15 protein-coding genes are annotated in these 22,950 nt (G+C 49.6%); 10 read left to right on the forward strand and 5 right to left on the reverse strand.

The window, feature by feature from the left end; translation table 11 throughout:
- Positions 1 to 113 precede the first annotated feature (113 nt).
- The 5 genes from ABXR35_RS14770 to ABXR35_RS14790 form a co-directional block, all read right to left on the reverse strand.
- On the reverse strand, positions 114 to 410 hold the full coding sequence (locus tag ABXR35_RS14770; RefSeq protein WP_367061982.1) for a type II toxin-antitoxin system RelE/ParE family toxin: 297 nt from the start codon (positions 408 to 410) through the stop codon (positions 114 to 116).
- Complete coding sequence (locus ABXR35_RS14775) at positions 411 to 791, reverse strand: AbrB/MazE/SpoVT family DNA-binding domain-containing protein (protein WP_367061985.1); 381 nt, start codon at positions 789 to 791, stop codon at positions 411 to 413.
- Positions 792 to 909: 118 nt separating this feature from the next.
- Positions 910 to 2,925, reverse strand: a complete 2,016-nt coding sequence (locus tag ABXR35_RS14780; protein WP_367061988.1) for a hypothetical protein — start codon at positions 2,923 to 2,925, stop codon at positions 910 to 912.
- Positions 2,922 to 3,881: a hypothetical protein gene (locus ABXR35_RS14785; RefSeq protein WP_367061991.1), complete on the reverse strand. Its 960-nt coding sequence runs from the start codon at positions 3,879 to 3,881 to the stop codon at positions 2,922 to 2,924. The genes ABXR35_RS14780 and ABXR35_RS14785 overlap by 4 nt, the downstream gene beginning before the upstream one ends.
- A gap of 32 nt (positions 3,882 to 3,913) precedes the next feature.
- On the reverse strand, positions 3,914 to 4,066 hold the full coding sequence (locus ABXR35_RS14790) for a hypothetical protein (RefSeq protein WP_367061994.1): 153 nt from the start codon (positions 4,064 to 4,066) through the stop codon (positions 3,914 to 3,916).
- Between the two features lie 35 nt (positions 4,067 to 4,101).
- On the opposite strand from ABXR35_RS14790, the gene ABXR35_RS14795 reads away from it, so the two are divergent.
- The 10 genes from ABXR35_RS14795 to ABXR35_RS14840 all read left to right on the forward strand — a co-directional run bounded on the left by ABXR35_RS14795 (position 4,102) and on the right by ABXR35_RS14840 (position 22,868).
- Positions 4,102 to 4,278 (forward strand): hypothetical protein, encoded by a 177-nt coding sequence (locus ABXR35_RS14795; protein ID WP_367061997.1) that lies wholly within the window; start codon positions 4,102 to 4,104, stop codon positions 4,276 to 4,278.
- Positions 4,279 to 4,656: 378 nt separating this feature from the next.
- The gene (locus tag ABXR35_RS14800) at positions 4,657 to 6,438 is read left to right on the forward strand and encodes a vWA domain-containing protein (RefSeq protein WP_436669370.1); all 1,782 of its coding nucleotides are present in this window, start codon (positions 4,657 to 4,659) and stop codon (positions 6,436 to 6,438) included.
- Between the two features lie 189 nt (positions 6,439 to 6,627).
- Positions 6,628 to 10,017, forward strand: a complete 3,390-nt coding sequence (locus ABXR35_RS14805; RefSeq protein WP_367062003.1) for a tubulin-like doman-containing protein — start codon at positions 6,628 to 6,630, stop codon at positions 10,015 to 10,017.
- A 1-nt stretch (position 10,018) separates the two neighbouring features.
- Positions 10,019 to 12,385, forward strand: coding sequence for a transcription initiation factor TFIID (locus tag ABXR35_RS14810; RefSeq protein WP_367062006.1), 2,367 nt, complete (start codon positions 10,019 to 10,021; stop codon positions 12,383 to 12,385).
- Positions 12,386 to 12,590: 205 nt separating this feature from the next.
- Positions 12,591 to 13,970, forward strand: a complete 1,380-nt coding sequence (locus tag ABXR35_RS14815; RefSeq protein WP_367062009.1) for a vWA domain-containing protein — start codon at positions 12,591 to 12,593, stop codon at positions 13,968 to 13,970.
- A gap of 366 nt (positions 13,971 to 14,336) precedes the next feature.
- Positions 14,337 to 15,041 (forward strand): beta-mannanase, encoded by a 705-nt coding sequence (locus ABXR35_RS14820; RefSeq protein ID WP_367062012.1) that lies wholly within the window; start codon positions 14,337 to 14,339, stop codon positions 15,039 to 15,041.
- A 16-nt stretch (positions 15,042 to 15,057) separates the two neighbouring features.
- The gene (locus tag ABXR35_RS14825; RefSeq protein ID WP_367062799.1) at positions 15,058 to 16,320 is read left to right on the forward strand and encodes a TRAFAC clade GTPase domain-containing protein; all 1,263 of its coding nucleotides are present in this window, start codon (positions 15,058 to 15,060) and stop codon (positions 16,318 to 16,320) included.
- A gap of 2 nt (positions 16,321 to 16,322) precedes the next feature.
- Positions 16,323 to 19,715: a GAP1-N2 domain-containing protein gene (locus ABXR35_RS14830; protein ID WP_367062801.1), complete on the forward strand. Its 3,393-nt coding sequence runs from the start codon at positions 16,323 to 16,325 to the stop codon at positions 19,713 to 19,715.
- A 172-nt stretch (positions 19,716 to 19,887) separates the two neighbouring features.
- Positions 19,888 to 20,946 (forward strand): YheC/YheD family protein, encoded by a 1,059-nt coding sequence (locus ABXR35_RS14835; protein ID WP_367062015.1) that lies wholly within the window; start codon positions 19,888 to 19,890, stop codon positions 20,944 to 20,946.
- A 35-nt stretch (positions 20,947 to 20,981) separates the two neighbouring features.
- Positions 20,982 to 22,868, forward strand: coding sequence for an FAD-dependent monooxygenase (locus tag ABXR35_RS14840; protein WP_367062018.1), 1,887 nt, complete (start codon positions 20,982 to 20,984; stop codon positions 22,866 to 22,868).
- The last annotated feature ends 82 nt before the right edge of the window (positions 22,869 to 22,950 follow it).

The following is a 22,950-nucleotide window of genomic DNA, read 5'->3' on the forward strand; positions in this document are numbered from 1 at the left end:
CGCCTTGTTTTATTCTAGAGTAGGAGATAGACATAACGAAGAAAAAATATAACTGAGAAGCTGTCTTGTTGCTCTATATTAATCTAGATATTAATATAGTATGCTTTTCGCAATCAATTTTTCATATAACGCTTGAGTTGTTCATAAAAATTTTCGCGTGTACCTGCGAGAATGACAACAATTAACTCACCATCGTCATTTTCTTCAATTCGGTAAGCCAATTCATAATTAGTCCCTTGATAGTAAATATCATAACCTCGAATACCTGCCAGATCGCCTGTTTTCAGCTTGCCCGCATAGGGATTCGTACGAATCGTTTGAATCGCATCTAGATACAATCGCTTAAGAGGCTTTTCAACTAGCTTTTTAAAATATTTTTCGGCAGGCTTCAAATAAGTGACGGGTAGCATTTAATCCTCCATCACATCGCCAAACAAATCGGCAGTCGCATCATTGCTTTGATATTGCTGCGCTACCTGACGAGATTCCTTAATTAGGGATTGTGTGGCGTGAGACAATTGTTGCTGACGCTCGCGAAAACGCGCAACCAGTTGATCTTGAGGTACGCCTTCTTTTAAAAGATCTTCCAGAATCAAATCAGCAAAATGATCATTATCCGCATACTCTTTAACTGGTCTCATAATGATCTGATGATTCTGCACAGCAAATTCAACTTCGCTCTGAATCCCAACTTGTTCGTATAACTTTTGTGGAATTGTCACCTGACGTTTGGCGGATACACGCGCGCGTTTCCATTGCAATTCTTCCGATTGCTGATGCAAAGCAGGCATAGTCTAGTTCCTCCCTTAGGTTAAATTAGAATGAAAAATGAGAATCTCATTTTCTTTGTTTCTTTACTTTTGATTATAAATCATTACTTTCCAGGTTAAAAGATAAAAAAAGACAGCATCATTCGATGCTGTCCACATGCACAACCGGAATATTGATATTCATTCCCGGCGTATTGCCCGGCAACGGATTATCGCCTAATCCATATTCGGGTTCAAACTGCTCATCCGGTGCAGGAGTGTCATTGATATCATTAGTACCATCTCCGACATCGCCATTTCCATCGGGTGCAGAAGAGTTCCCATCTGTCACATTGCCATCCCCAGACAAACTGGAATCAGTAGGCATAAACGACTCATATTCTCCGTCGAACTGACCATATACTATAAATGTCCCCGTCTCGAATGACAGATTACCCTTCAACCGCACATACGTGCCGCCTTCATTTACAATCGCGCCTTCATCGTCCACCGATACAATAGTTGCTGTAAATCGAATAGGCTGGTTCAGATGTGCACCAATCTCGGAGACTGCAATATCGGTGTACTGTCCGCCATCCATGCGGCTGTCCGTTTTGCTATATGTTCCATTCTCATCCGGCGTATAGATATCCACCTGTCCTACACTACCGCCAATCGGCTGATGCACAATGATGCTGCGATCTGGCTGTACCTCATAGCTAACTCCGGCAAATGAAGCTATCGCCTTTAACCCGCCACCCGTTACGGCATACAGCGAGAACAAAGGGCTGCCCTCTACATCCGATTGCGACTGCACGACCACAATCGGCTGCTCGATCGTGCTCAATTGCGTATCAACTGCTAGCGATTGAATCTGAGCAGCAGTTTGACCTATCTCACCGGACCAGACGCTGGCATTGCCGTCGTTGTCCATTTTGCCGAAAAAGAGAGTGTTATTCTGATCCGTCGCCACCACATATACCGGAACAGCACTCCAATTCGTGCCACCAGTCACATGCTGATACGAAACCGACGCATTGCTTCCTTGTAAAAGAGTAACAGGTTCATCGATCGCCCACGCCAGCTTGGTGCGGGCGATATGTTGCGTCATATCGCCAAGCGGTGTCAATGCAGTATACAAATCAAGCGCCTGCTGAAATTGCTTGTTGGTCGTCATCGTAAAAGCCTGCTCCTGCAGCGAGGACACTTCATTATCAATCGTCGTTAGCACAGAGGAAGACGACAGATTGAGTTGCTGTGCCGCTGTGCGGAAGCTGACTGCGTGACTGACAAAACGCTCCGCTTGTCCAGCGGCGATGTCCTTGGCAATGACCGATTGTGCGCCTTCTTCGGCAAGCGACGTTACCCAGCGTGCGCCACTATATTGATGCTGCTGGTACGCCTGCCATGTTTCGGACGCATTGGTCAGAAACGCGTTAAAGTCCCCAGCAGACGCCAGTCGCTTGAGCTTGGTAGTGTCATAGTTCTCAAACAGCTTGCGTAGCTGGTTCGCTTGTACCGCAGCCTGTTGGCTGGAACTACCATTGCGGGCTTGGGTACTGCCATTGGAGGCAGAGCTACTGTTTCCCGTACCGTTATCTGATTTGAGCCAATACGCAGAAGGAATGCGCAGCAGATTCCATTTGGCAGATTCATCGCTGTAATTGCGATTATCCAGATTGCTTTGTAGCGCTCCCTCGAACCGTGTACGGAACGCGCTAAAGCCTTGCTGCCATAATCGTTCCATGCCATATTGCTGTGTGATTTTGCCGTATTCGTTGCTGTACTTGTCGTTCTGTTCCGCCTGTTGCTGCTGCGCCTGCGTCCATTCCCGATACACATTCAAATACGTATCAAACTGATTGAGATCAAGCGCAGCCTGCAAACGACTAGCTGTATTGGACACCGTATCACTCCAAGCGCTGATCGGAGCCAACTCCTGCAATCGTGATGCGATATGCTGCTCCTCATAACTCAGATACCGATTATCCTGCGCTTGACGGTAAAAGGACTCCGCCTGTATCCAGTTTTGCTGCGTATAATATTGATCCGCTGTTTGTACCCAGTTGATTTTGTGGTACACACCGATTCCTTTCAGCACAAGTAGGACGATGCCCACTGCGCAGCAGAACAACAGCAGATTGCGCAGGGCGAACCAGCGTAATACGGTTCTCATGACCGCTGCGCTCCCGCTGTTGGGCTACTAAAGGCAGGATCGGACGCGTACAACTCCATACGGATACTATCCAGATCCTGTGCCAGCGCATCGGCTAGTAGCGCTGAATCGCTATGCACAATTCGATACAGCCGCACAAAGCGCTCCTTCGGCAAATGTCGGGCGTACCGACGGATAAAGCCCGGATACAGCGCGATATACCGTTTCATACGCACCATGGCAGAAGTGACGCTGATCAGAATATTCCACCCCTGCTCCATCTGCAATATTTTCGGTTCATGCGCAATAATATAGCGGATCGCTTTATCCTTGATCATATCGCGCTTGAGTCGCGCCACTTCGCCAATATATTCCGCTACCAAAGGGTCAAAATCGCGCGTAATCAGCGATTCCAGCTCCAGATCCATATCGCTGCGAAGTCGGAAATTTTGCAGCAAGGATAGGAGCGCGAGCCGCAAGCGATCATTGTGCACAACAACCGCCGTCTGGCGCAGCACATGATAGCCCTCTACTTCTTCGCCATCTCGTACCAGCTCCACGCCAATCCGCTGATCCTCTACCAGTCCATCATAAATAGCAGTTCGCTGCTGCCGAAATAATCGACCCAACTGCCGCAGCGTATCTCGCTCACGAAAGCGCCGCTGTACGACGATCAGCGCCGCCAATATAATTGCTCCTCCGGCTGCGCACAATGCAATTAGCATCGTCGTCGGCGCGGCAACAACAGCGCCGATCACCAAAATAATCGTAAACAATATCTCGTTTAGCATCCGTCGTCCAGCCAGACGTCGCGCCTGCTCCATCACTGGCACTAATCTGGATTTGCCGCAATCGGGACAGCTGTCACCCGGCAAAATGGTAAAGCGTCCGCACTTGCGGCAGACGCGCAATCGGTCGTATTTCCGCCGACTTTGCTCCAGTGTCGGCAATTGTACCGCTTGTTTGGTTGTACTCATGTATGGCATCACTCTCTACATTATATTTGAAATCATTTGCCTTGCTTTTGATTGACTACATCCAATAGCAACTCTTCCAATTCCTGCTCGGCAGGCGTTTTTTTGCGGCGAATCGCGTAGAGTAACAACCGACTTCCAACAAAAAGAAACGCAATGCCCATACATACGTATGCAAGTATATCCATAGTCCAATCCTTTCCTATTGATCCGGTATCGGGAGATGTTCGGCGCTTTCCGGCTGCCAGATGGTGGCGGTATTTGTACCGCTTCGTTCCATCCAGCGTTTGGGCGGGCACTGTGTAGTGTAATGAACAGTGATTTACCCAGCACCAGCGAGCCGACTCTACCGATTGCGAAGTTTGTATTCTATTTTATGCCAAAATCCATGCCGGAATAAAGGGAGCGATGGTGTATATTCAACTTTTAGCCGATAGTCCAGCCTGTTTCCCCGTCTTAGGGTGGGGAAACAATTGCATATTATAAGCTATAATGATATCCGTTCCTTGTGTATATCTGCTGATCAGATCGTTTGGGTCAGTGTAAGAAGATATCGGATTCATGACTTGGCAATGTGAGATCAGGCTTTGGCATTCGGGAAGATATGGATTATTATGGATATTGTGGTGAAAGTGGTATCAAATTTTTCACTTTATGTTTTTTAAGGCATGTTAAGGTGAATTTAACCGGCGTTTAATCCTGATCCGCTACAATATGAGATCATGGCCGTAGTCCTGCCAGCCACGAACCAACATTTTACCTTGAGCAAAGGAGTAGAATGATGCCCGTACGAAAATGGAATTTCATGCATATACTGCTGGCAGTTGTGCTCAGTGTGACATTACTGCCGGGAACCCTGTTTGCCGCTGCGGCGACAGGAAGCAGTAATACGAACAACGGCAATACCGCTCCTATTGATGCGGTGCTGCTGCTGGATGTCAGTTCTTCAATGAAGAACAGTGACCCGGACAAGCTAGGGAACGAAGCGATGAAGTTGTTTATTGATATGCTGCCAACGCAGGGCGACCGCGTAGGTGTCGTCGCCTATACCGACCAGATTGAACGGGAAAAGGCACTGACGAGCATCGCCTCGGCAGATAGCAAAGCAGGTCTAAAAACATTTATTGATGATCTGAACCGTGGACCGTATACCGATATTTCGGTCGGGATGAGCGAAGCGGTCAATATTTTGCAGGATGGTGCCCAGCAGGGCAATGAGCCGATGATTGTACTGTTCGCCGATGGGAATAACGAGCTGAATAGCAATGGCGGCAAAAGCAAAAGCGAAGCCGATCAGCAATTGCAAACGGCAGTGGGCAAAGCCAAGCAGCTTGGCTATCCAGTCTATACGGTTGGTCTGAATGCGGACGGCAAGCTCAATCAGCAGGCGTTGGCGAACATCGCCAGCGAAACAGGCGGTAAATCTTTTGTAACTAGTTCCGCCGATGAGCTGCCGAAGATTTTGAGCGATATTTTCGCCGCTCACCAGCAGGTAAATGTGGTGCCGGTCGATTCCATCACCGGTAATGGACAATTTCAGGATGTGAAGATCAACATCCCGAACCAAAGTGTCAAAGAAGCGAATATCTCAATCATGTCTTCTCAGCAGGTCGAAGTGAAATTGGTTGATCCAGACGGCAAAGCGGTTGCAGTGCCATCCGATCAAGCGACATTATCCACTTCAAAGAGCTATTCACTCGTGAAACTGCTGACTCCGAAACAAGGCGACTGGACACTGCAAGTGAAGGGTGTCGATCGAGACAAGATTGATATTAATCTCATTTTCAATTACAGCTTGGAGCTGGCGCTGAATCCGATTGAGGACAAGGCGTACAGCAAAGGCGATGACATTGATATTTCCGCTTATCTCGCTAGCAACGGACAAAAGCTGACTGATGCTTCGCAGGTAGGCAGCATGAAGGCTGTACTCAATGTGACTGATCTGGATACAAAAGCAACCAGTCAGGTGCCATTGAATACAAATGGTACCGAGTTTACTGGTACATTTGAAGTGCCGGACAATCATCGCTATCAGCTGGTTGTGCGCGCAGAGGAGCAAAGCTTTTACCGTGAAACATCGCCGGTAACAGTAGATGCAAGCGGTGGCGGTGCCAGCGATGGCAAAATTGCCGGTCTGAGCATCATGGGCTGGATTATCCTGATCGTTGTGCTTCTGCTGTTAGCTGTGGGAATCTGGTTCCTGCTCAAATGGCTGAAACAGAAAAATCGCGGCTTTGTCGGTCAGATGGTGATCGAGATCCGAGATGAGAATACAGGCGAGAAATCATATCCGCAGTACAAAAAGCTGACCACCTTCCGTGGCAAATTCAATCTGCATCAGCTGCTACAGCTGGCGCCGGAATTGAAGGAAACTGAAAATATCATCTTTACACCGGGTAATAACGACCGTCTGGTGATCCGCAATCAAGCGGACAGCGGTATCGAAAAATCCGGTCGCGCTATTGACGCTTCCAGAGGCTACGAGCTGAAGAGCGGCGATCGTCTGACGATTGCACTGCGTCAGGTCGACAAGACAATTTTGCTGGAATATTTAAACTGATCTATATGCAATCACATGCGGCGGACTTGGTATCTACCGATCTGCCGCAACACATCATGGAATACAGAGAGAAATGAAACGGATGTCTGCCAGCGGATCATGCGGTCCGTCTGGCGAGTCTATTTAGTACCAGATCACAATTCAACAGGTGAAGACACCATACTATGAAGGTTACAAGGGGGATCATCCATGAAACCAATTGTTAGAGAACACATCCAACAGCTCGACGTATCGCTCGGTGGCGGTATTGTCAGTGAAAAAATACGCGTTGATACGATCGACAATCCCATTTTGATCATCGGTCTTGGCGGTACGGGTATTGATGCCCTGCTGCGACTGAAATATCAAATCAACCGTCGCTTCCGTCTGCCGGAAGACCCGGTTACGAAGAAAAAACAAGAGAAGCCCGACAACGTCGAATTCCTTGCGTTTGAAACGAACGAACAAGATCGCAACAAAAAATACAAAGGTGTCGGTCTGGACCCGCATAATGAATTTGTGCTGCTGTCCAACCCGGAAATCGGCGGTCTGCTGCAAAATCGCAGCCTGCTAGAGCCGTATATCACCGAATGGCTGTCTCCAGAGATGAGCATTACCGACGGCATGAACGGTGCAGCCGGTGTACGTCAAGCCGGACGTCTGCTGCTATTCACTAAGATCAATCAGGTTGTCCAAAGCATCGACAAAAAGATCAAAACGTTGTCCGTTGGCACCAACAAAAAGCTGATGGTCTTCCTACTGACCGGTTTGTCCGGTGGTACAGGCAGTGGCTCCTTCCTCGATATTTCGTATATCGTACGCGGAATTGTAGAGCGCGACTTCGGCTCGGCTGGTATCGACCGTTTGACCATGCTCGGTTATCTGTTCACGCCTGACGTCAACCTGTCCAATAAAAGCCTGAGCGAGCACACCCGCGAATATATTCGCAAAAATGGTTATGCCGCGCTGAAAGAGCTGGATTACTGGATGAATGTAGACGCACGCGGCGAACGCTTCAAGCAGCAGTACGGCAATATTTTGAATGTGAATTCACCGCTGCCGCCGTTTAACCTGTGTCATCTGATCTCAGCAACGAATACAGAAGGCAAGCTGCTGGAAAATGCGTATGATTACTGCATGAATGTCACCGCTGAGAATATTACGAACTTTATGGCAAGTGAGGAAAAGGCATCTGGCGAGGAATTTGCGATTCATGACTATATCAGCAATATTCGTACCAACATCGCTCAGATGAACCGTGCGTATCCTGCCAACTATGAATACAACATCATCGGTGCATCGTCTGCGGTGCTGCCGATTGAAGAAATGACAACGTATCTGGCATACCGACTGTTCCAGAAGATGGACAAAATGTTTGATAAAGCGCCTGATCAGGAAGCGGTAGAAAACTTTGCCCGCAAGCTGGGTGTCGATCTGGATACGATGACCAAAACATTTGAATCGCGTGTACCGGAGCCATTGCCGGGCTTTGAGAACAGTGAGCGCCTTAGCTACAACAATGTAGTCAAAATGCAGGCGGTCAGCATGGATACCGAGCTGGAGCAAACGTTCCTAACCCGTGCGCGCGAAGAATATATCAAAGCGAAGCAGCAATTGCCGGGCGAGATTGTCGGTCAATTTTCCGATCAGATTCGTCGGATGTTCCTGCATCCAGAGCAAGGTCCATTCTATGTATCGCGTATGCTGTACACCGAAAAAGGCTTCTCCTTGCTGAAAATGCTGCTCTCGTATATCGAAACACTGCGCGAAAGCCAAACTCGCATTCCGCGCGACATCGAATCAGCAGCAGAATATGCGAATGATCGTCTCGGCGACGCGAAAAGTGCGTTCGTTTCCAAGGATAAAAAGAAAAACGTGTATATCGAAGCGAAGATTGATGAGTACTGGTTGCGTGCTGATGTCGAGCGTACGCAGCAAATGATCGAGTTTTACGAGGATCTGTATCAGCTGCTGAACCGTGAAAACAACCGTATTTACGGCGTGTTCACCGAGGTGCTGAATGCACTTAGCTCTATTTTTGAGAAAAATGGCGAGCTGCTCACAAGCGGCAGCGAGCAGGAAGATCATCGCGGCAACAAAACGTACTATTGGAATCTGGTCAGCGTGCCGGACATCTCCAAAGCGGTCAGCGATATTATGGATAGCAAGGATGGCGATGATCTGATTCGTGACTTCTCCACCCAATTGCTGGATCATTCTGATCAGTGGGTCAAAGAAAACGAAGTCGATATCGTGCGCTCCATCTCCGACTTCCTGAGCGACAAATTCGGTGATCTGATTACCCGCTCGATGGAAGACTTCTTGGTGATGAAGTACGGAGAAGACGAGCCGATTGAGAAATTTGTGGAGCGTCAAATTGCCAGCCGTTTGGATGACGATGCCGTACCGGTATTCCATCTGAGCAACAGCGCGGGCAATCTGCACTTCCCGTCATGGGGCTTTGTGTCCGTGCCGGTACAAGCGCCAAGCATCCTGCGCGGGATTCGCAACTATCAGAACAACGCGATTGGTAAATCGCATTTTACCATTAAGGAAAGTCAGGTTAAAAATCGCATCTTCTGGCTGAATACACGCAATGGTGTACCGCTGTTTGTGTATACGCCGCTGAAGGTATATGAAGAGAACTACGAGCGTACCATTCTGGATCGCGAAGGTGTCGGTCGACATCTGGTGATGAGCGAGAAGGAAAACTGGACGTATCTACCATCCCCGATTCCAGAACGTTCATGGGGCGATACGTATGTGAATACGCGTGTGCAATCGTACAATGCGCGCATTCGTGCTGATTTTAACCGTGCTCGTGCACTGCAAATTATTGTTGAGAAGGATGTAGACCAGAATACGAGCAGTCGGTTTGCCGTACGTTTCAGCCAGCCGTTCGATCTGGAAGCGGTACTGAGTGCTTACGATCTGCGTCTGGATGCGTCCCGTCCGAATCTGGGTGAGGTGAAGCGTGCGCTGGCAGAACTGCGTCGTCTGCTGAGCGAAGGATTGCCTGCGGAATCGACCAAGGATATTTTCAACAGCTATAACGAGGAACTTGCATCTGACAACCTGATTCGCTCGCCGAAAATGATTGCTCGTCTGCGCGAGGAACTGGGCAAATATGATGCACTGCAAGCGAAAATCAGCGAGCTGGAAAGTCTGCTTGGTCGTCATGAAGGCGAAGAAAAGCAGATCGACCAATTCGTTCAAGCGCTGTACACCGATACAATCACCAAAAAAGGTGCATTGTTCGTGTATGACCGTGACGAGGAAGAAGAGGCATGGGAACCGTTCGTCAATCTGATGAAAACGAAAAATGTAGTGGAGTTCGAAATCTTCGAACACTTCCGCCAATTGGACGAGAAAAGCCGCGCTGTGCTGATGCGCAAAGCGGATCGTCGCGACAACGAGCTGACAGGTTCTGAGGACGTAACCCCACTGCTGAACAAGCTGGATGAATTGTATGAGACGTATCTGGAAGCACGGGATCGTCTGGAATATGAGCGCGTGGAACTGGTCAACGGTGATGAAGCATACCAGTTCTACAAACAAATGGTTTCCAAATTAAATGATCTGCGTCGGAAGCTGAAATAAGATGAAGGAACGGCTGACACCATTTGCGGAAGCTTACGCTGCCGCCGGGGAGAAGACAGCCGGACAAGGAGACGGGCGGAGCAGTATTCACTACCCCGCCGTTTTCCTGTTTGTCGGGGATGGTCTTCAACAGGCGGCGGAACATATCCGCAGCGTGAATGCGCAAAAATGGGATAACGGAGCTGGGGTGATGTATGTGGAGGTGCAGTCGGAAGCGGCGGCATCTTCCTCCATTCACCGGGAGGAGCATCCACAGCAGCTCATTACGTACTTAACTTCGCCGGATGCAGCACGTTCGAGTGCGCAACGTCGGCGCCCAGATTGGGCGAAGCATTTTCGGGAAGAAAGCAAGCATCTACTGGAATTGAATAAAACGTTTCGCCAAGCATCGCACCGACTGGCGGACTTTGGACGATTGTATTCGTCCTTTGACCGTCTGCATTTGTCGGTGATTACGCGCGTGGAAGATCCAATGAATATTTTGGTGCCAGAAATTGCATTGCTGGCGCGTTCCATTCTCGGTCAGTCGTTCAAATCGGTGCAAATGGATCTGTATGTGCTGGTGCATGAAGGCGAACAGGAGAATAACTTTGCGTATGCCAGCTCGACAGGAGTTGCCTTTTTACAAGAAGTAGAGCAGATGCAGCGCGACGATTACAGTCTGAGCGCACCGCTACAGCGTACCGAGGATGGTTTGGCGGTCATGGTGCAGCATATGGCAGCGCCGCTGTTTGAATTGGCATACATTTTATCCGACCGCAATGAGCGCGGGGTATCTGTGAATGGCGGGATTGCTAGCAATTACGACATCATTTGCCGGATCAGCTTGCTCAAAAATCGCCAGCGTTCCGATACGGGCAGCGACGCATCGTCCCATGGCTCAGATTATAACAATACGGCATTTCGTAACAATATTCGCAATGCGGATGGCAGTCAGGGATTGGTATCGGCGGGTTTCGCGCGGGTACGACGACCAGATGAAGCGATTGCGCTAACCGTGTTGGAGCATTTCTTTCTTGGACTGGTGCAGCGAATGAAGCGCGAACCGGATCTTGGCGTTGCTGAGCGTGAACGGCTGCTCGGTATGGACGAGCCCAGTATGGATGTCCGATTGGAGCAGCTCATTCCAGACGAAGGTCGTTTAGAGGATATGAATAGTCTGATGACCCGCTCGGTTAGTTTTTCCTCGCTGCGTTCGATGAGTTTGCGGGAAGCGGAATACGCCTTATTTGAACAGGGCGGTGATGCTTTTTTTGCGGACAATTATGAGCAGGAAACGGCGCGGCGACTGGAGCGCTGGAATGCAGAACAGGAGTTTCGTGCGGTAGTTTCCGAGCGAATGAAGGGTCGCAGGGATGTACACTTTTACCAGCTAGCTGCTTGGAGTGATGAGAATCATCCAGATAGCATCTGGACCGTGCTGCACAATCGGATTCGCGATCTGAATATCTCGATTGAGCAAGCGCAGCAAGATCTGGATAGCTGGTATGGCAGTCGTGCGGACGATCTGACGTTTCAAAAGCTGCCTTTTATGGACAAGCATAATGTGCGCAGCCTGACGCGCGCGCTGATCCAAACTATCTATCCGCATAAGCTGTACATTTTAAAATTGCAAACGAGATTGAAGCTATACCGCCGCTGGGAGGAGCAGCTAACTGCTCTACATCGTGGCAGCCAAGTGCTAGTACGACAAATGGACGATCTAGCGCTGGAGCTGAACCGCGCTGCAGCAGCCAGCGTGCGTTCTGCCGACGATTACATCGGTCAAAATATCGCCGACTACTACAGTCGACTGACTGCCGAGGTGATGGCAGATATAGAAGAGAAACGCGGCGAACATGCCTTTTTCGAGGAGCGAAGTGTGGGTGATGTGATGCCTTTGCTGCAAAAAGGGTCGGACGTACTGCTGGATCGACTGATTACCATCTGTCGCCAAGACCTACTGCCGTCGCCAATCCTGTCGCAAACCTTTGAACAAGAACTGCTGAGCCGCGCCAACGTAACGATCGACTACAACAACAAACAGGCTTTGTCGCAGGAAGACCTGTTCAAAGAGCTATACCGCACACTTGAAGACCGCGCCACCATTCATATCCGGCTGCTCGACTACACACACAAGCACCGGTACGAGGAAAAGTACATGTTCGGTAACGCCAACGGCGAGTTTGTCCGCTACGCCACTGGCGTCGACCACACGACCCGCATCTACAAAACCGGCTTCATTCACGAAGACCGCACCAGCGGCGTCGAAAAGCTAAACCTTATGGGCGGCTTCACCATCGAAGACCTCATGTACTACCGTAACGGTAAGACGTATTACGATACGTATGTAGCGAATGGTTATACCTTCCATTCCGACGAAAAGTAAGAAATCAGAACATTAAGGTCAAAATGCAAGCGGATCGACAATCGTAATCCTGATTTTACATCGTCTATCCACCCACAACATGTCTTACATCTCGACCTTAGCTACATGCACGGAGCGAAGGGGATTTGGGCTTAGGACGACTTTGGAGCCGCGAGAATCTACATTTTATCCTAATCCGTAGATTCTCGTGGCTTCACCGGAGTTCGTGCCCAAATCCCTTTCCGAAGCGGTATATTGCAATCTAGCTACCCAAGAGTTTGATCCAGTTTACAAAGGAAAGGGGTGGAAGCCACAGATGCAGCGCAAGATCAACTGGCTTCTCGTATTGTTTAGCCTCATCGGAGGCGCGCTCGGTTTTATTTTCAGCGAGTGGTTGTTGCACGCGTATCTCGACCGGATGCCACGCATTCTACTCATGGGATTGTATTTCGGCATCATTAGCTTGATGATCGGCATTTTCTGCTTGCTGGCGGAAATGATCTCGCCAGTGCTAAATGGAGCTTCTTGGCGGCAACGCTATGCCGATGTTTCATGGAAGCTGCTGGTTCCAGCAACACTGGTCGTCATGTTCGTCGTCGGTCTGGCATCGCAGGCATTGTATCAGCTGGATTTTAATGGCGCACGTACAGTGAAGGATGTTGTCGTGGTCGTGGATAATTCCGGTAGTATGCTGGATACTGACCCGCAGAAATTGCGTTATCAAGCGATTAAAAATATGGTCAACTCGATGGATAATGACATGCGTGTGGGCATCATTGAATTCACCGATACGGCTAATGTAATGTTGCCCCTAACTTCACTTGAGGGAAGTTCAAGACAACAGGTGAATGCAACCATTGATGGGTTGACAGCTGGCGATGGAGGTACTAATTTTACTGCCGCCTTGGATACAGCAATGGATCAGATTGTACAACAGGAGCAAAGTGATCGTGGTATAACAGTCATTATGCTATCAGATGGATATAGTAGTTTTGATATGTCTTCATTACAACCCTATCGTGATCGTGGGATCGTTATCAATACAGTCGGTCTTACCCTTACCAATGGCGGGGGTGAAAATCTGCTTGCCAAGATTGCATCACAAACGGGTGGGCAATACCATGGTGTAGCTCAAGCAGGGGATTTGAACCAAACCTTCCAACAAATCTACGACACACTGGACAAACGCACCCTCGTTACCGAACGTAGCGAACCGTTCAACAGTAATCTGTATTATAAAATTCTCCACGTCGTATTGATTGCTCTCATTGGAGCACTCATGGGTGTCGGCTGGGGATTGATGTTCGACAATCGCTTCTTGGCACGCAGCTTTGGTGTTGGTGGCGGGGTCGGCGGATTGCTGGCAGGATTGCTGCTTGAATGGGGCATTGGTAAAACGGATTGGTCGTGGACGGATGCGGTGATTCGGTTCTTGGCAATTATGATTCTGGCGCTAGTCTTTACCTTATTCACCCTGATCATTCCGATTGGTGAAAATAACAAGCGTCTGATTCGCCGTAACGAAACTCCGCCACTGCCAAGTAGCAGCTCGGGTTCTCCGCGTCGTCGCCGTCCGGGTGATGGCGGTCGAACCTTTCAGCGTTAAAGAACTCGTGCATGCATACAGAATAACTACAACTGATTGATGCGGATACAGTTAACAGCTACGATGGACATAGGGCGGGAACTTATTCCTGCCCTACCATTGTATTTATAGCAGAAATCGCAACGAATAAGCTGGGTATACGATCTATTCTGGTTTAAAATAAAACAAACAAGCGTTAGCGGGAAGCCAGACGAGCTACATTACTATAAATGCAGCTCAATAGTGGCGACCAGCAGTAATACGTACTGGAATACGGTCATACCTCTTTTAAGGTAACCCTATACGCGAAAATAACAATATGGATCAAGTCATGAGCATACATATCATCATGACGAGTACGCAGAGGCGGAGGAAGGAGAGGGTGGGATGCGTTATCTGGATGCAAAGCCGGAGGATGAGCAGGTGATCCACGGATTAACGGCGCAGTCGGAAGAAGGCTGGTGTATACTGCGTTGGTTATGGCCTCGAGGCGCGGAGGCAGTGTACATTGAGAAGCTGACAGATCGCAGCGAAGATGGAGGAGCATCGGCATATTCGACATCCTCCCATGCGGCGCATACATCCGCCATACCTTCTCCTTCCTCTGCTTCTGTCGATACCACTTCTCTCAAGCTATACACACGCGAGGAGTACAAGGCAGCCAATGGCTACCGCGACCGAATCGACCACTTTGGCAAAATTGCCTATCGTGTACATCTAGTAGTAGAGCAAAATGGCGAAACAATGCTTGTACGTCAGCACGATGATCGTAACATAGTCGAGCTTAGCGCAGGTAAAGCCAACATCCGTTATACCATTCGTCAGCAATCCAGCTGGTTCAGCAAACGCAAAACAGTACGCATCGAGGTGCATGCCGAAGTGCCAGTAGAGCGCGATGTATTATGCTATGTAAAAAAAGATGGCGGCTATCCAGCCAGCCGTGATGATGGCATTGTCTATCCATTTGCCGAGCCGTTCCGTGCAGGACGCAATGAGCTACCCGCGATTGAGATTGGCAAAAACGAATATGTGCGTCTATTTTTTACTGATGGACGCAAGTATGGACACATGTACGAATTAATTTTGGAGTAGGGGGAAGATGGGGGATATGAAAATCTTCGATTGGTTTAAACGCAAACCGGAAGCTGAACCCAGACCATTATTTTACGATATTGTATGCCCGTATTGCTTTAACAAATTCACACCGGATGAGGTAGAGTTCCGGGCAAGTCATTACCGTGAGGATGACGAGGATTATGCGCTGCGCGAAGATGCACGGCTGAATCGCTATCGTGCTCGCTTCGGTTTGGATACCGTGCAGGACATGGAGGCAGTGCTGCGTCCACAGGATGTACCAGAGGAGCACCGGATCTATTCTGACGAGGTACTGGTCGGACTGAATGACCGTTATGGCGAGGTGACTCGTCGCCGTCTCTGCCCGCATTGTCATAACGAGCTGCCAGTAACTGCGGGCAAGGTGCCGAGTAATATTATCTCCATCGTCGGTGCATCTCAGGTCGGTAAGTCGGTGTATATGACTGCGCTGATCCATACGCTGCAAAATTCCACCGCTGATCATTTTGATGCTGCTTGCATGCCGCTGACGACAGAGATTAGCCGCAAGTTCCGCATGAATTATGAGGAGCCGCTGTTTGAACGCGGCGATCTACTCGCGTCCACGCAAAAGGAACGGATGCAGGAGCCATTTATTTTCCAATTTGTATTCAAGGATGAGAGCAAGCCGCCGCTCACACTCGTCTTCTTCGATGTAGCGGGTGAAGGTATGGTTGACCAAGACTATCTTGGATTGCACGGTCAGCATATCAAAAATTCGTCTGGCATTTTGTTCATGGTCGATCCATTGCAAATTCGCTCCATTCGTGACCGGATTCGTCTCAAACTAGGCGATACACGCGGCGAATGGGTATCCCGTTATGATGAGCCGCGCGATGTGGTGCTGACGTTGTTCAGCGATTTTATCGCTCACCAAGAAGACAGCAAGACGGATATTCCGACTGCGGTTGTACTGACCAAAAGCGATATGCTGGAATCGCTGCGTGGCGATGATGGCGAATATATCAAATCCAACAGTAATATTTTCCATAACGTCGTCCACCGCGATCACTTTGATCTGGATGAATTTGAAAATATCGACGGTGAGATTCGCCGCTTTATTGAGCGTGTGGATCGTCCGTTCAAAGGCACGATGGATGTGTATTTTAAGGACACCGCCTATTTTGCCGTCTCTGCATTGGGTAGTAATCCGGTAGAGCAAAAGCTGCAAAGTGTCGTCAGCCCGATTCGGGTGGATGAGCCGTTTGTATGGCTGATGTACAAATTGAATTATATCGAAGGGAGACGACAGGCTTGAGTATGGTTTCTGACGCTCGCATTCAGCAGCAGCTGTATACACGCGAGAAAAGCGGAATTTTCCGCACGACGGAAGGCTATGACACGATTGCGCGTTCTCCCGGACTGGACCCGTCTTTGATCAAAAAGGCGATCCATCCGCTATGTTCCTATGATGCACCAGCAGAATTGCAGGCGAAAGGGGAAAAGGATGCGTCTTTGTATCCTTCTGCCCTACAGCTGGTGCGTTTGGAAAATCGCGATATTGTGCTTGGACAGAGCGTATACGTGCCGACCGATTTCACAGGTCTGCGCAGTGCCTTTTTTACACATAACTATATGATTCCGTCCGCGCTGGGCGAGGATTGGGTACATCATTATGATCGTTGGCTGAATACTGCCTTTGTAGAGCAGTATGATCTAGAGCAGGGTAGCGAATTACCGGAGCTGAACGAGCTGCCTATGCGTGCAGAAGGACAAATGAATATTGCTGGTGATGCTGTATCCAGTAGTGCTTCGGCAGCTGTATCGTCGCCAACGAATACGATTCAGCCGCGTGTATTGCTGGATCAGTTGCAGATCGACGATGGGATGTTTCGGCAATTGCTGGGTGCTGTGATGTCAGCTATTCATCGTCATCGTAAAGTATATATTTCGCTTAATGTGCCGATTGCTCAGCTGTCCGATTATGCGCGTCAGCTGACAAGTGTGATTATGCTGGCGCTTCCGTATGCGTTTCGGCGCAGGCTTGGTTTTACCACCTATGCCAAAGAACCAGAGAGCCGCAAGGGCATGCAATTGCTGTTTGTAGAGAGCGGTTCGATTCGAGCGGGCGACCGCAATATTGAGCGGGATTATATTTTCGATCTGAACAATGGACGGATTCAAGCGGCACAGGCAGGGCGTGCTGGTCAGCTCTATATCGATTGGGTGTGCCAGCATCTGGATCAGCCGGAGCTACTGCGCGAATTGCAGCAGTTCGCCGATCAGGGGCAGGCTGGAATAGATTCGGCTGAGGAAGCATTGCCTGATCCGGCGCAATATGATGAATGGACACTGCTGTTCCGTGTGGAAAAAGGTGATCTGCAGCTATATGCTGAGCAGCGCGCGTTAGTGCTGCAAACGCTGCTGCGTCATCTACGCCCCGCAGGAGCACTGGAAGCCGCTATGCGGTTAAATGATCTGTTCTTGGCGTGCTTTGACCGAGAATTTGATGCGGTGCGTGATGGTCATGTGCCGGATGTGGCGATTGCGGAAGTATTTGCTGAGTATTATGGAATTGATCCGCAGCACACGGGACGAAAAATTTTGGAGTATTTTATCCGAGCGATTCGCAATGCGCTATCTGCCGGACAGGTGGCGGAAAGTCATGCTTTTTATGCGATGATGGAACGTCAGCCACCGCTGTATGAAGCATTTATCTCGGTTGTTGGCAGTCAGCCGGGATTGGCAACTGTACTGCTGACACCGCTGATTGATCGCAAATTCCAACAGGCACAATCGGTGGAGGAAGTGATCACGCTGGCGGCGGAGTGGGGCAGCAAATATCCACAGCTGCTAGAGATGGATGATTATTGTAACCGTGCAGGGCAATCGTTTATGGAAGCCCTGCGTCGTAGCCCCGATTTGTTGCTGGCAACCAGCAATGCGTTCAAGCAGCTAGAGCGACTAGAATCCGGTCAACAGCCAGATATGAATAGCAGTGCATGGGTGCAATCGGGTCTAGGCGAGGATATGCGTGCTTCGGCAGAGCGATTGCTGCTTAGTGAATTGGACTTAAAGGATCTTACCCGCAGTCGTCTGCTACAAGCAGATTTCCTGTCCTATCCACTGCCAAGCGATGAGCAGCCGGAACGTGCCGAACGCCGATTGAACGGTAAGAAGCGGGCGCTGCAACTGCTGCATTTCTGGTTCTCCGGCACTGGCGATGAGACAAATGAAGATGTACTGCATGAGATGGACAATTTGCCGATTGCCGAAAAGGACATCGTGCAGCAGCTTGGTCGTGCTTGGATTGGTGAGGATATTCGTAACAGTCAATTTGACCGATTGCCTGCCGCTTTTGCCTACAGTGCCAAGCCTAATGATATCGATTATGCAGCACTTGTGGAGGAAGTGCGCCGTCATTCGCCAGATGAGCAAAATATTTATCGTTTCTTCAACTGGTCGGAAGGACGCGCTGCTTTTATGATCGGCGAGGATGTGCTGGATCGTCCACGTGCATCGGCAAGTGAGCGTTCCGGCACTCGTAAGGGTAATGAACGAATAAAGGATCGTACCAAGGGTCCACGATTTGTACCGGCGTATGAAGCGGCGATTTTGGCTTACTTCCGTAAGTATGATCGCGAAGCATTCCGTCGCGGTACGCTGGCAAAAGACAATTTGCCTCAAAATAAGCCTGCTCTGACCGCTGTCTATACACGCGCACGGGATGAGCTAGCGACGCCATTCCAGAAATGGATGCGCCGTAATCGCAGTCGTTTGCCGCTGCTGATGGGTGTATTTGTAGTCTTCATTGGACTGATTGTGGGATTATCTATCTATTTCACCCATATCTTCGGTAATTCGGACAATATGGCTACTGCACCGACAACATCGGAGCAGCAAACACCTGCTATCAATCCGGATGATCTGCCCAATGTGCTAGTTACGCTATCTGGTGCAAATGGCGATACTAGCGAATCTGGAACCTCAACTGATTCCACGACTGGTGATGAATCATCGTCAAGTGAAAATCAAGACGATTCTGCCGCAGGAACTGCCACCACTGGTCAAGCTGCTACAGAAGTGGACAGCAATATCGTTACTGCTGCTTCATCCAGCACGAGCAATGCGGGTGCAGCCAATAGCAGCTCTACCAGCGGGACAACATCTGGCAGCACTTCTTCGTCAGAAGATCAGAAGAATGCCGCATCCGAGCGCTTGGTATTCCATTTTAAAACAATGGAGCCTTGCACTGCCTTTCAACCGAAAAAGGCAACCCTGCATCTGAGCGGCAAGCAGGATGTGAATTATGAAAAGCTGGAAGTACAGGCTTCCTGCACTGCCACTACCGATGATTCCGATACAACTGATAGTGGAGCAATTGGACAGAGCAGCGGCACGGATACTTCTTCTACAGGCACAACAGGAGAAGCAGGTTCTACCTCGACTGATCAAGAACAATCGGTTGATCCGACCAGCTCATCGACCTCATCGAAGGATAGCGCAACCAGCGAATCTAGCGAATCCGGTGCAGCGACATCTGAGGATACCGAAGCACCAGAATCACTGACATTGACAGCAGAGCAAATGAAGCAGGTTTATCCATACGAGGCTAGTATTGCGCTACCTACTGGTACAAATGTATCGCTGCTAGATGGCATTACCATTAACGGACAACAATATACGATTACGACCATCACGACGACTTCCTAATCGTGATTTATGTATACAACCATGCGTTTGTCCATTTGCGATAGGACAGCAGGCAGACCCGCTTTTTCATGCAGTTCCGTGCAGAAAGCGGGTTTTTGTTTTAGGGAAATCAATGAACCGGATAGACGAAGACCATACGATCAATAGAACTGTGCTACCAAAGGAGCGCATCATGAAGGAAACTGAACATCATCCCTATGTCATCGGAGTGCTAATTGGCTGGGAAATTGAGCCTGAATTGCTGCTCGCGTGCGCGCTCACAGCAGCAAGCTATCAAGCTGATTTGTTTTACTTTTATCCATCTGGTGTGGACGAGCAGCGTCAAATGATTCGCGGACGAATGCTGCGGGATGGCGAATGGGTCAAGGATGAGTTTCCTTACCCTGATGTCATTTATGATCGGATGCGTCGTCGTGGATTAAAAGGGTATGAGGATGTATATAGACAGTTAGAGCATATTCCGCTTACGCATACACTGCGCGGAAAATCGATTCGTAAGATTATGACCTATCGTTTGCTACAAAAGGATGAGCAGCTGCGCAAGTATTTGATTCCTTTTATGACGCTGCGCAGTGCAGATACCGCCTTGGAATTCATGATTCGGCATCAACAAACCATTTTAAAATCCGATTCTGGTGCATCGGCACGGGGCATTTATACGGTAGAATACCGCGATGATCGATTTGAAGTATCCGATCAGAAATATATTCACCGATTGACTCATGATCAAATGGTAGAGCTGATCGACTTCCTGATCCCGCAGCGCTATTGCTTGCAAAAGCTAGTACGTAGCGTGACGCCGCAGGGCTTTCCTTTTCATATACGTGTGCATATGAGCAAGGATGGCAAGGGGCGCTGGATCGTCGCTTTTTGTTCCCCCTCCATCTCCATGCAGCGAGAATTGAAAGTGACGAACAGTGAGCATGTATTTCGGGTTGTGCCGATGTGGAAAACATTTCTCAAGCATCATCTGAACGAAAAGCCAGGCGGAAACTTGGATCGCCGGATTGAGACATATGGCATCCAGCTGGCAGAGTATATGCAGCAACAGCTGGGTGATGGGTTTCACGAGATCGGATTGGACATTGGATTGGATGAGCAAAACCGGATTTGTTTGTTTGAAGCAGGGATTGGGTTACCTTCGACCGTCTTTCATTATGTAGAGATGGTGCGTCCGGCGATTGCGTACAGCTTAATGCTGGCACGTCGTCATCGAGAACAGGAGCAATAACGTGTCCAACAGAACAGTCAAAAGGAGAGCTGATCATGTCGAAACCTTCTCATGCAGAGCAGCCTGGATCCTGTGAAGTATTGATTGTGGGAGCGGGACCGACTGGATTGACGCTGGCGATTGAGCTGGCGCGCCGAGGCATCCATTGTCGCATTATTGATCAAGCGGATGAGCCTTCACGATACAGCAAAGCGCTAGGGGTGATGTCGCGTACGCTGGAGTTGCTAGAGCAAGCGGGTCTGGCGGAGGAATTCATCGCTCGTGGGCTTCCGATTGAACAAGTTAGCGTCTATAGCGGTAAAAAACAGCTGGCGGATATTCCTTTCGGTCAGCGCATCGCCAGCAAGTATCCGTATGCGCTGATGCTGCCGCAAAACGAAACGGAAGAGATTTTGCTGCAACGATTGGAACAGTTGGGCGTGACGGTAGAGCGAAGTACAACACTGACTGAAATTCAGCATTACGACGAGAACGCCGAGCAGCGACAGCATTCATCAGCAGTAGCTTCGTCTGCAACGGCTGTATCAGACTCTGCCAGTGCTCAACCGACAAGCAGAGCAGTACTGCCGCATTTTGTGTCTGGCAGCAGAATACAGATGAACACAACCTCTGCCACAGGGCAAAATGGCAAGCAGACCCATTATCGACTTACGGCAACGATTGTTAAACAGGCATCCTCCGCGCCACATACTTCCATCACCTCGCATATCCACGCAGGCTGGGTGGTCGGCTGTGACGGCGCGCATAGTACTGTGCGTCATCTGCTGCGTATGCCGTTCAAAGGGACAGCGATTACGCAGGATTTTGCGCTTGCTGATGTGATGGTATCCGGTAATATTGCGCATGATCGGTTGCAGATTTATTTGCATCAAGGGCGGATTGCCGCCTTTTTCCCGATGAAAAGTGGTCGTCATCGCGTGATTGTCGCTTCGCCCGTTCATGCACAGCAGACGGCAACCGACACGGATGGTACTGGAAAGGCACGAGAGATTTCGCTGCAAGATGTCCAGCAGGTGCTGGATGAATGCACGGGTGGGCAATATACTGTGTCCGACCCGATCTGGATGACGCGCTTCTCAGTTAATCAGCGTAAGGTGGAGCATTATCGGGCTGGCGCGGTGCTATTGGCAGGCGATGCGGCGCATATCCATTCTCCGGTCGGCGGTCAGGGGATGAACACAGGGATACAGGATGCGTATAACCTAGGCTGGAAGCTGGCACTCATTTGTCAGGGACGGGCGGACGAGATGCTGCTGGACAGCTATGAAGAGGAACGTGAGCCCGTGGCGCGTTCGTTGCTGCGCTGGACTGGCGTGTTTACACGTTTGGCGATCAATCGGTTTCCACTGTTGGCGATGGCGCGCGATACGGTAGCACCTTTGTTGTCGTCGCGCAGTACCGTACAGCGTCTAATGGCGCGTGCCATCTCGGAAACAGATATTCATTACCGTCATAGCGAATTGGTGCTGCGCGGGGAAAACTGGCGGCATGGCATGGTTGCGCCCGGCGATCGTGCGCCAGATGCAGGGGCTGGGCTGGATTGGTGGGATAACCGCAAGCATCTGTTGCTTGTATTCCCTGAAGCATCGCCGCAGATGCCATCTCCAACCAATCCTGAGTTGTGGGATGAAGACGAGCGTACCCGCATTCCACTCCTAATTCGGATTGGTGACAGCTGGCGGTCGGTGACGGAGATTGTAAATATTATGCCGGATCAGCCATTGATGCTGCCTCAGCCACAGCCCAATCATTTTCATCAGGATGTAGGCTCTGTATTGCGCAAGCGGTATGGCATGGAGCAGGGCGGGTATGTGATGCTACGTCCAGACGGATATGTTGGCTTTGCTGGCAGTTTGAAAGATGAAATGGAATTAATTGGATGGGTATATCGACTCTTCCGTATTCCATCCTCAGTGAAATAAAAAAATATCATCTTCGTCAGATACGCAGAACGCTGCTGCCGTACTATTGTGAGACTTTCACGATAGAACAGGTGAGCAGCGT

The sequence above is a fragment of the Paenibacillus sp. JQZ6Y-1 genome, from assembly GCF_040719145.1.
GTDB classification, from domain to species: domain Bacteria; phylum Bacillota; class Bacilli; order Paenibacillales; family Paenibacillaceae; genus Saccharibacillus; species Saccharibacillus kandeliae.

What these genes read in the sequence shown, in the direction of transcription:
- ABXR35_RS14795 (WP_367061997.1), top strand. Translation starts at nt 4,102, where the DNA reads ATGTTCGGCGCTTTCCGGCTGCCAGATGGTGGCGGTATTTGTACCGCT.
- ABXR35_RS14800 (WP_436669370.1), top strand. Translation starts at nt 4,657, where the DNA reads ATGATGCCCGTACGAAAATGGAATTTCATGCATATACTGCTGGCAGTT.
- ABXR35_RS14820 (WP_367062012.1), top strand. Translation starts at nt 14,337, where the DNA reads ATGCGTTATCTGGATGCAAAGCCGGAGGATGAGCAGGTGATCCACGGA.
- ABXR35_RS14825 (WP_367062799.1), top strand. Translation starts at nt 15,058, where the DNA reads ATGAAAATCTTCGATTGGTTTAAACGCAAACCGGAAGCTGAACCCAGA.
- ABXR35_RS14830 (WP_367062801.1), top strand. Translation starts at nt 16,323, where the DNA reads ATGGTTTCTGACGCTCGCATTCAGCAGCAGCTGTATACACGCGAGAAA.
- ABXR35_RS14790 (WP_367061994.1), bottom strand. Translation starts at nt 4,066, where the DNA reads ATGGATATACTTGCATACGTATGTATGGGCATTGCGTTTCTTTTTGTT.
- ABXR35_RS14785 (WP_367061991.1), bottom strand. Translation starts at nt 3,881, where the DNA reads ATGAGTACAACCAAACAAGCGGTACAATTGCCGACACTGGAGCAAAGT.
- ABXR35_RS14835 (WP_367062015.1), top strand. Translation starts at nt 19,888, where the DNA reads ATGAAGGAAACTGAACATCATCCCTATGTCATCGGAGTGCTAATTGGC.
- ABXR35_RS14780 (WP_367061988.1), bottom strand. Translation starts at nt 2,925, where the DNA reads ATGAGAACCGTATTACGCTGGTTCGCCCTGCGCAATCTGCTGTTGTTC.
- ABXR35_RS14840 (WP_367062018.1), top strand. Translation starts at nt 20,982, where the DNA reads ATGTCGAAACCTTCTCATGCAGAGCAGCCTGGATCCTGTGAAGTATTG.
- ABXR35_RS14805 (WP_367062003.1), top strand. Translation starts at nt 6,628, where the DNA reads ATGAAACCAATTGTTAGAGAACACATCCAACAGCTCGACGTATCGCTC.
- ABXR35_RS14775 (WP_367061985.1), bottom strand. Translation starts at nt 791, where the DNA reads ATGCCTGCTTTGCATCAGCAATCGGAAGAATTGCAATGGAAACGCGCG.
- ABXR35_RS14810 (WP_367062006.1), top strand. Translation starts at nt 10,019, where the DNA reads ATGAAGGAACGGCTGACACCATTTGCGGAAGCTTACGCTGCCGCCGGG.
- ABXR35_RS14770 (WP_367061982.1), bottom strand. Translation starts at nt 410, where the DNA reads ATGCTACCCGTCACTTATTTGAAGCCTGCCGAAAAATATTTTAAAAAG.